Source organism: Streptomyces sp. NPDC030021, assembly GCF_055574035.1.
In genome coordinates, this window is sequence record NZ_JBVIAH010000020.1 from 21,176 (window position 1) to 29,358 (window position 8,183).

6 protein-coding genes are annotated in these 8,183 nt (G+C 71.4%); 3 read left to right on the plus strand and 3 right to left on the minus strand.

All coding sequences use genetic code 11. The annotated features are described in order from the left end of the window. The first annotated feature begins 179 nt into the window (after positions 1–179). Positions 180–1,673, plus strand: a complete 1,494-nt coding sequence (locus ACZ4YL_RS31785) for a M1 family metallopeptidase (protein WP_468121267.1) — start codon at positions 180–182, stop codon at positions 1,671–1,673. 16 nt (positions 1,674–1,689) lie between these two features. Here ACZ4YL_RS31785 and ACZ4YL_RS31790 read toward each other — a convergent pair whose 3' ends face one another. Further along, positions 1,690–2,382: an N-acetylmuramoyl-L-alanine amidase gene (locus ACZ4YL_RS31790; protein ID WP_468121367.1), complete on the minus strand. Its 693-nt coding sequence runs from the start codon at positions 2,380–2,382 to the stop codon at positions 1,690–1,692. A gap of 381 nt (positions 2,383–2,763) precedes the next feature. On the opposite strand from ACZ4YL_RS31790, the gene ACZ4YL_RS31795 reads away from it, so the two are divergent. Then, positions 2,764–3,099, plus strand: coding sequence for a hypothetical protein (locus ACZ4YL_RS31795; RefSeq protein WP_468121268.1), 336 nt, complete (start codon positions 2,764–2,766; stop codon positions 3,097–3,099). 87 nt (positions 3,100–3,186) lie between these two features. Here ACZ4YL_RS31795 and ACZ4YL_RS31800 read toward each other — a convergent pair whose 3' ends face one another. Both ACZ4YL_RS31800 and ACZ4YL_RS31805 read right to left on the minus strand, forming a co-directional pair. Beyond that, positions 3,187–3,867: a DUF6308 family protein gene (locus ACZ4YL_RS31800; RefSeq protein WP_468121269.1), complete on the minus strand. Its 681-nt coding sequence runs from the start codon at positions 3,865–3,867 to the stop codon at positions 3,187–3,189. A 161-nt stretch (positions 3,868–4,028) separates the two neighbouring features. Then, positions 4,029–5,051 carry a helix-turn-helix transcriptional regulator gene (locus ACZ4YL_RS31805; protein WP_468121270.1) on the minus strand — a complete coding sequence of 341 codons (1,023 nt, stop codon included), beginning with the start codon at positions 5,049–5,051 and terminating at the stop codon, positions 4,029–4,031. Positions 5,052–5,308: 257 nt separating this feature from the next. Here ACZ4YL_RS31805 and ACZ4YL_RS31810 point away from each other — a divergent pair, with 257 nt between their 5' ends. Next, complete coding sequence (locus tag ACZ4YL_RS31810; protein ID WP_468121271.1) at positions 5,309–8,050, plus strand: M4 family metallopeptidase; 2,742 nt, start codon at positions 5,309–5,311, stop codon at positions 8,048–8,050. The last annotated feature ends 133 nt before the right edge of the window (positions 8,051–8,183 follow it).

Sequence of the window (8,183 nt, forward strand, 5' to 3'; positions counted from 1 at the left end):
ATCCGTGTCGCCACACCGTAGAAGCCCGCAGGTCGGCCGCGTATGTGGCGGACCATCACATTCAGGCACCACCCTGTGTGTCCACCCGCCACACCGCAGGCACCCCGTGCCCGCCGGAGGGGCCATGGGCACGGCGTGGCGAGGTCGGGGCGCTCGGTGGCCGGGTCATGATCGGCTGCGTGAAGACTTCCGGACGTCTGGCCGCCTTCGCGGTCGCGGGCCTGCTCGCCGCACTCCCCGCGTGCTCGGGGCCCGACGGCCGCGGCGGCGGCGGGGCGGGTGCCCGTACCGGCGCAGACGCGAGGGCGGGTGCTCGTGCAGGCGCGGACACCGCTCGGACGCAGGCACCTGGCACGGCGTTCCGGGGCGGGCACCCCGGTGCCGCAGGCGCCGGTGACCCCTACTTCCCGAAGCTCGGCAACGGCGGCTACGACGTCACCCACTACGCCCTGACCCTGGCCTACGACCCCGGCAGCGGCCGCCTCGACGGCACTGCGGAGATCACCGCGAAGGCCACTGCGGACCTCAGCGCCTTCAATTTCGACCTCCTCGGCATGGAGGTGCTGAGCGCCACCGTCGACGGCCGCAAGGCGCGGGTTCGGCAGGACGGGCAGGAGCTGACCCTGCAGCCGCGCGATCATCTCAGGAAGGGCGCCGCCTTCCGCAGCGTCGTGCAGTACGCGGGCACGCCGGAGTCGATCACCCATGACCACGGGTGGCGCGAAGGCTGGTTGAGGACGGGCAACGGAGCGGTCGCGTTCGGTGAGCCGACGGGCTCGATGTCCTGGTTCCCGGGCAACCATCACCCCTCGGACAAGGCCTCGTACGACATCACCGTCACGGTCCCCAAGGGGGTGCAGGCGATCTCCAACGGGCGGCTTCGCGCCCAGCACACCAGCGGCGACCGCGCCACCTTCCACTGGCACCAGGCCGAGCCCATGGCCAGCCATGTGGCGACCGTGGCCATCGGCAGCTACGACATCAGGACCTCCCGGACCCGATCGGGCATCCCGATCGTGTCGGCGATGGACACGACCGCGGGCGTGGACGAGGACGGAGCGATCCTCGGACGGTTCCCCGAGATCATGGAATGGGCCGAGGGGAGGTTCGGCCCCTACCCCTTCTCCGCCGCCGGGGTGATCGTCGATCAGGCGGCCGATGTGCCCTACGCCCTGGAGACCCAGACCAGGCCGACCATTCCGGCCGGCATCTTCCACACCACCAACGTGGTGCACGAACTGGCCCACCAGTGGTTCGGCAACTCCGTCACCCCGCGAACGTGGCGGGACATGTGGCTCAACGAGGGCTTCGCGACCTACGCGGAGTGGCTGTGGACCGAGGACCACGGTGGGGCCAGCGCCCAGGATCACTTCGACCGCAACCACGCCAAGGCCGCGGACGACGACGAGTGGGACTTCCCGCCTGCCGAGCCGCCGAGCGCTTCGGACATCTCCGGCCAGCCGGTGTACGTGCGCGGCGCGATGGTGATCCACAAGATCCGTCAGACCGTGGGCGACGAGGCCTTCCGTGCCCTGGTGCGGGGCTGGACCCTGCGCCACCGCCACGGCCATGCCTCCACGGACGACTTCACCGCGTACGTGGAGGCCAGGGCCGGCCGGGACCTCGACCCGATCTGGAACTCGTGGCTCTACGGCGACGGCAAGCCCACGTGACGGGGTCGACGTGCTGTCAGGTCCTGATGCGCCGACGGGCCGTCTCGACGAGCTTCATGTACTTGTCCCAGTTCCACGCGGTCCCGGGGTCGTCGTGAGTGGACAGCGGGACCTCGACGTGGCCCAGAATGTGGTCCCGGTCGACCGGCACGTCGTACTTCGCGCAGATCGTGGCCGTGAGCACGGCGGATGCCTCGTACATCTTGCCGGTGTAAACAGGCTGGTCGGTCCAGCCTTCGTGCTCGATGCCGATGCTCCGGTGGTTGTACCAGACGCTCCCGGAGTGCCAGGCCACGTCGCGCTCGCGCACGCACTGGGCGATCTGCGTGCCGGTTGCGCTGATCATGTAGTGCGCGGACACCCTCTCGGCGGGGTCCTTGAACTTGGTGAACATGACCGGCAAGATGTCCGTTGTCAGGTGAATCACGACGTATTCGATGGGATACGCTTCGGGACGGTCGGAGGCCGTGTAGTTGGACTCGGAGGCTTCGACCCAGACGGCGGGGGCGTAGTCCACCGAGGGGTCCGTTCGCAGGCTGCCGGGCGGCCCGGCGGCGCCGACGGCCTTGCGCACGGGTCTCGGCAGCGCAGCCTTCACCTTCCCCTCGGACCCCATCAGGCGGGGCAGCCCGACAGCGGCCAGAGCCGTACCCGCCGCGCCTGCAGCACCCCACAGCAGCCGTCGGCGGCTAAGCGGGCTGTCTTCCATGGCCACTCCTCATGAGGGTCGGGCGGGCAGGCAGAGGACGACGCGCCGCGCATCGTGGCATCACGATGCGTAGGCGGCACATCACGTAATCTGATGCTTCACCAGTGCCCGCACCCCGGCAAGCCGGTCCTCCACCACTCGGCGCACACCCTCACCCCTGACCGGCCGGCTCCCCCCGCCGGCTCCCCCTGCCGGCACGCGCTGCCGGCACGCGCTGCCGGCACGCGCTGCCGGAATGGCCCCTTCGGGCAGGACGCAGCACACGGGGCCGGGCGATGCCGGGTCGATGCGGTGCGCTGCCGGTGTCCGGCCTGCGGCCGAACCTCTGTTGCTCCTCAAGTCCCTTGCCGTGCCCGGAATACGGCCACCACGATGATCCCCATGACTGGATTCCCGGGAATGAACACCAAGCACAGCTTCGTACTGGTCATCCGTGACACGGACACGGTTGCGGCATCCCTGCGCCAGGCGCTGGACGAGGCCTCGCCCGAAGAACGCCCGGGCCTGGAACGCGCAGCCGCACTCGTCGAAGCCGCCGCCACCGCAAGTGAGACGCAGCTGCGCGCCCGCTGGGTGCGCTCCCGGCTGGCCGCCGCCGGATTCACGGGGGACGTCGGCTCGGTCGCCGCGGTGAAGGCGCTGCGCCAGGCGGAGCGGAAGCTGAGCCTGCTGGCAGCGGTGGAACTGCAGAAGGACGCGGTGGCGCACCCTGAGTGACGGCCGGGCCGGTGCGGCGCAGAGATCCACGGCGGCACCGACGGCTTCGTGCCCCGACCGGTCGGCCCCCAGCGCCTCGCTGCCGGGTCAGCGAGGGCAGGCGTGGCGTTCTTCCCGGTGCCCCATCCACACCACCACATCGCACACCCGCAGCACACTCACCGTCTCCGCCACCCCCGCGGCTTCGCGCAGTGCGAGGAACTGGCGGTGCAGGGCACGGTTGTCCGCACGCAGCGCGGCATGCAGCGTGAGCCAGAACGAGGGGCGCGGGCGCCCCAGGGCGCAGCGCACCACCTTGTCGTAGACCGGCAGCAGCTGCGGGCGTTTCCGGGCGAGAAGTTTGCCCGCGATCACCCAGCCGACATCGGGCTGGTCACGAAGGAGGTGCCAGGCCTGGTCCGCCGGTGAGCCGTCGGACAGGACGGTGGCTTCGGCGTCGGCCATGTCGATGCCGCGGGGAACGGCCTGCAGCAGATCGGACAGCCGCGCTCCGAGACGGCCCTCCAGTAGGTCCAGTGCGGCAGGCGCCGGAACGGTCACCGACAGGGTCTGCACCGCGACGAGGTCCTCCGCAGTGATCCGGTCGGCGATATCCGGGCGGTCTCCCCCGCCCGCCAGGTGCTCGAACCGTCCGCCGGTGTACGCAGGTGTGCCGGAGGGCCGGCTGATCCCGAAGTAGCGCTGGAGATCCGCGAGGGCCCGGGGGGCGGTGACAAAGGTATGCAGCCGTTCGGCGAAGGGCTGCATGAGAGCGGCCGAGGAAGGCATCCGTGCTCCGTCCTGGGGGGGCTGGTCCGGCGGCGAAGTGCGGGCCGCAGCAGTGGGTCGACTGCTCGTACAGATGGTGCAGGAGGCGACGGCACCGCGGGCTCGGAAAGGGCCGGATGCGCGGAGCGCTCCCGGGCCGGCCCCGTTCGCCTCCTTGTGGGTCAGCCGTTCGCCATCGCGGTGGGCCCGGGGCCGCCGGATGCGGTGAAGTGCTCGCCGGCCGGGTCGGGGTGCGGGCGGAGCCAGCCGCGGATGGCGGCCTGGACGCCGGCCTGGAAGCGGGTGTCGGCGTCGAGTTCCTCCAGCATGCGGGTGATCCGCCGGCGGACGGTGTGCACGTGCACGCCGAGCCGGCGGGCGATGGTTTCGTCCTTCAGGCCGGAGGCGAGCAGCCCGAGCAGTTCCCGTTGGTCCTCGGTGAGGGGGCCTCCGGGGCTGCCGAGGGGGGTGGCGCGCGCCCACAGGGACTCGAACAGCGGCAGGGCGGCCCGGTGCAGCAGGCGGTCGCCGAACACCAGGGCCGCTCCGTCGCCTCCTTCGTCGTTGCCCGGCAGCGGGGGCAACAGGCAGGTACGCCGGTCCACGAGCACCAGGGCGGTCGGCAGGCTCTGTCCGATGCGGGCCTGGAGGCCGAGTCCGGTGAGGGCGATCAGCTCCTGCGCCCGGTCGGGGAAGTCGGTGCCACGCCGGTCCGTGACGGACCGTACGGTGACGCCGCGCGCCAGCAGCCGGCGGATGCGGTCCGCGCCGGGCGCCTCGGTGCTGCCGAGTGCCCCGGTGCTGCCGGCCTCCGCGGTGCCGCTGGCCTCCGCGGTGCTGACGGCCTCCCCGGTGCTGCCGGGTGGCCCGGCCGTCCGTGTCGCGCGGTCGAGGATCAGGACCTCCGTCTCGGCGGCTTCGAGCATGGTGTCGAGGCGGTCCCCGGCCGCTTCGGTGCCGTTGAGGATCTCGACGCCGGCCGGGAGTCCGGGAGTTCTCGCGGGCTGCGGAGGAAGCCGGTGGGCCAGCCGCTCGGCGTAGGAGCGCAGGGACTTCAGGTCGGCCGACTCCTGGTGCAGGAGGGCCTGGCGGCGCTGGATGAGTCCGTGCAGTACGGCGGCCGGGTCGGCGGCCGTACGGGTCACCGCCCTGGTGTCGTCCTGCGTGCGGGCCGGAGTCCGGTCGTGCGGGTCGGTTTCGATCATGCGGGGGATTTTGACCGCCTTCACACAGCCCCCACAAGTGTGCATGGCCACTTCTGAGGGGGGCTCGGCTCTGGTCGGCAGCCGCCCGCGGCGCTTGCATGGCGACGACTCACAGCTACGCATCAGGCACTCATGGTTGAGGAGACCCCTTGCCCGAATTCAGCGCAGGTTCGTCGGCGCCCACCCCCACCGCACGACGGATATGGCGGAAAGAGCTCCGCTCCGCCGGAGGAATAGCGGTTCTGCTGGCCGCCGCAATGACCTTGCAGGCATCGTCGGCATGGGCCGCGGACCATGGCCCCTCGAACGCCGTTCCCGGCCAGGACACCGCGACCCCGGTGCTCGTCGAGGGCATACGGGAGCCCGTCGACGCCAAGGCCGCCCCGGCCGACGCGGCACGGCAGCACCTCGCCGCGAACAAGAGCCGCTACAAGATCCCGCGGGCGGGCAGCGACCTCGTCCCCCTGGCGGCGACGGCCACCGGGTCCAAGGACGAGACGGTCCGGCTCCAGCAGAAGCACCGCGGTGTCGACGTCCTGGGCGGCCAGTACGTCGTACGCATGCAGAAGCAGGACGGCAAGCGCGTGGTCACCGGCACCTCGGGGCACTACTTCACCGCCCTGAGCACCGATGTCACCCCCCAGGTCAGCGAGGACGTCGCGGTCCGCCGTGCGGTGGCCGCCACGGCCCGCCGGCTGGGAGCGGCCCTCGACAAGAACCGGGCACCGCGTTCCGAGTCCGGTGATCCGGCGGCCACCGGCATGACCGGTGACGTCAAGGGGCTCGTCGTCCTGCCCAAGGGCGGCGGTGTCCTCGCCTACCGCGTCACCGTGCGGGGCACCGCGCCCGGCACCGGGGCGCCGGTCGTGGACGAGGTGTACGTCGACGCCCGCTCGGGCTATCCGGCGCTCCAGTACAGCGCGTTGAAGACGATGGCGGCCCCCGCGGCCCGGACGGCCGGCGAGGCCGCCGAGGCCCCGACGGCGGGCGGCCCGCCGGCCACTCCGCCGAACCTGGTCCCCGAGACCGGGTCCGGGGCTCGGCTGGGCGGCGCCGCGACCTCGCTGGACATCGCCTACGACCCGGCGGCCGGCAGCTACCTCCTCGCGGACGCGGGCCGCATGCGCGCCACCAGCAAGAGCCTGCTGGCCACGTGGGACGCCCGTGGCAAGTCGGTGTCGGAGACCTCGGGCACGTGGCCCTCCGGCATCACCGTGTTCTCCTCCCCGAGCACCTCTTTCGGCGCTGAGGCGACGGATTCGGGAGCCGTGGACGCCCACTGGAACGCGGGCCAGGTCTACGACTTCTACAAGAAGAACTTCGGGCGCGACAGCCTCGACGGGAACGGCGGGGCCGTCAACTCCCTGGTCGGCGTGACGTACTACGGCATGCCCTATGCCAACGCGTTCTGGGACGGCACCAAGATGGTGTACGGCAACGGGGACACGGAGTTCAAGCCGATGTCCGCCGACACGGACGTCGTCGGCCACGAGATGACCCACGGGGTCATCGAGCACACGGCGAACCTGGTCTACGCAGGCCAGTCCGGCGCCCTGAACGAGGCCCTGGCGGACTACTTCGGCAACGCGATCGACGTCACCGCGAGCGGGACGCCGATGAGCGATCCGGCCGCAGGCCTGATCGGCGAGAACCTGTGCCGCACGAAGGCGGCCGCCGACTGCGCCCTGCGCGACCTCAACGACGGGGCCACCACCTCGAAGAGCTTCCTGGGCGTGTCGTTCGCCACCGACAACGGCGGCGTGCACCTGAACTCGACGATCTTCTCCGGCGCGCTGTGGGACATGCGCGAGGACCTGGGCGGCGCCCTGGCCGACCGGATCGTGTACAAGGCCGTGACCGAGTACATGACGCCGATCGACGGGTTCACCGAGGCCCGGGGCGCGGTGCTCGCGGCGGCCAAGGCGCTGGGCGCGACCTCGACCCAGCAGAACGTGGTCAAGCGGTCGTTCAACGCCCACGGCATCGTCCCGGACTGGGAACAGGCCCTCGGCATCGACACCGACACCCTCTTCGGGAAGCTGAACACCACCGATTCCGGAGTGGGTGCGGGCGGCGGCTGGTGGACGGCCTCCAAGTCCAACGACGACGGCTCCGAGCCCTACTCGGTCTACGCCGGCCGGCTGGACGGCAAGGGTGCCCCCAAGGTGATCAGCCCCAACGACGGCCGTTACCACACCGCCCCCGCGACCGACGGCAAGACCGTGGTGTGGACGGCGTACGGCCCGACCTCGGTCGACGTCCTCACCCGTCCCGTGGCGGGCGGCCCGATCAAGACCCTCTACAGCTCGGTGACCGGCGTCGCGGGCCTGCGGGTGGAGAAGAACACGGTCGTCTTCGAGGAGTACGACATCCTCGGCGGCCGGCACGTCGGCTACATGCGGCCCACCGACAAGGCCCCGGTCTTCACCGACGGGCGGAAGTGGAACACCCTGACCGCCCTCCCGTCGATCAGCGACAACAGGATCGCCTACGCGAAGCTGTACCCGCAGAACGGTTCCTACCGGCTGGGCGTGGAAGTCGTCGACCTCGCCACCGGCAAGGCGGTCATGACCGAACAGCTCGACGAGCCGGTGAGCCTCGGCCAGACCGGCATCAACGGCAAGAACGTGTTCTGGCTGGCCGACACCGACGAGAGCGACGGCGGTCTGACGTCGGTGATCAGCTCCGGCCTGGACGGCCGCGGCTCCTTCATCGTCAGCAGCGAGCACAAGCCGGGCGCCTTCATCGCCTCCGACCTGACGGTCTCGCAGGACGCGCTGACGCTGGTCGCGCAGACGCCCGACACGCGGTACCGCAACGAGTCGCTGCCCAAGCTGTGGCAGCTGACCACCGACGGCTCCCGTCGCGAGCGGGTCTCCTGCAACCGCGGTGAGCAGAGCTACCCGGCTGCCGGCGCGGGCCGTCAGGTCGCCTGGCTGGACGCGACCACCGGATCCACCGATCTGGTGGTCCGGGAGCGGCCGGCCGGGACCTGCTGATCCCTGCCGATGAGTGAAGCGGGGGGGGGGGGGGGGGGGGCGGGGCCCCCCGCCTTTTTCCGCCCCCCCCCTGGGGGGGGGGGGAGAAAAACCCCCCAAGTCGGCAACCCCCCACGCCACCGGAGGGGGGGGA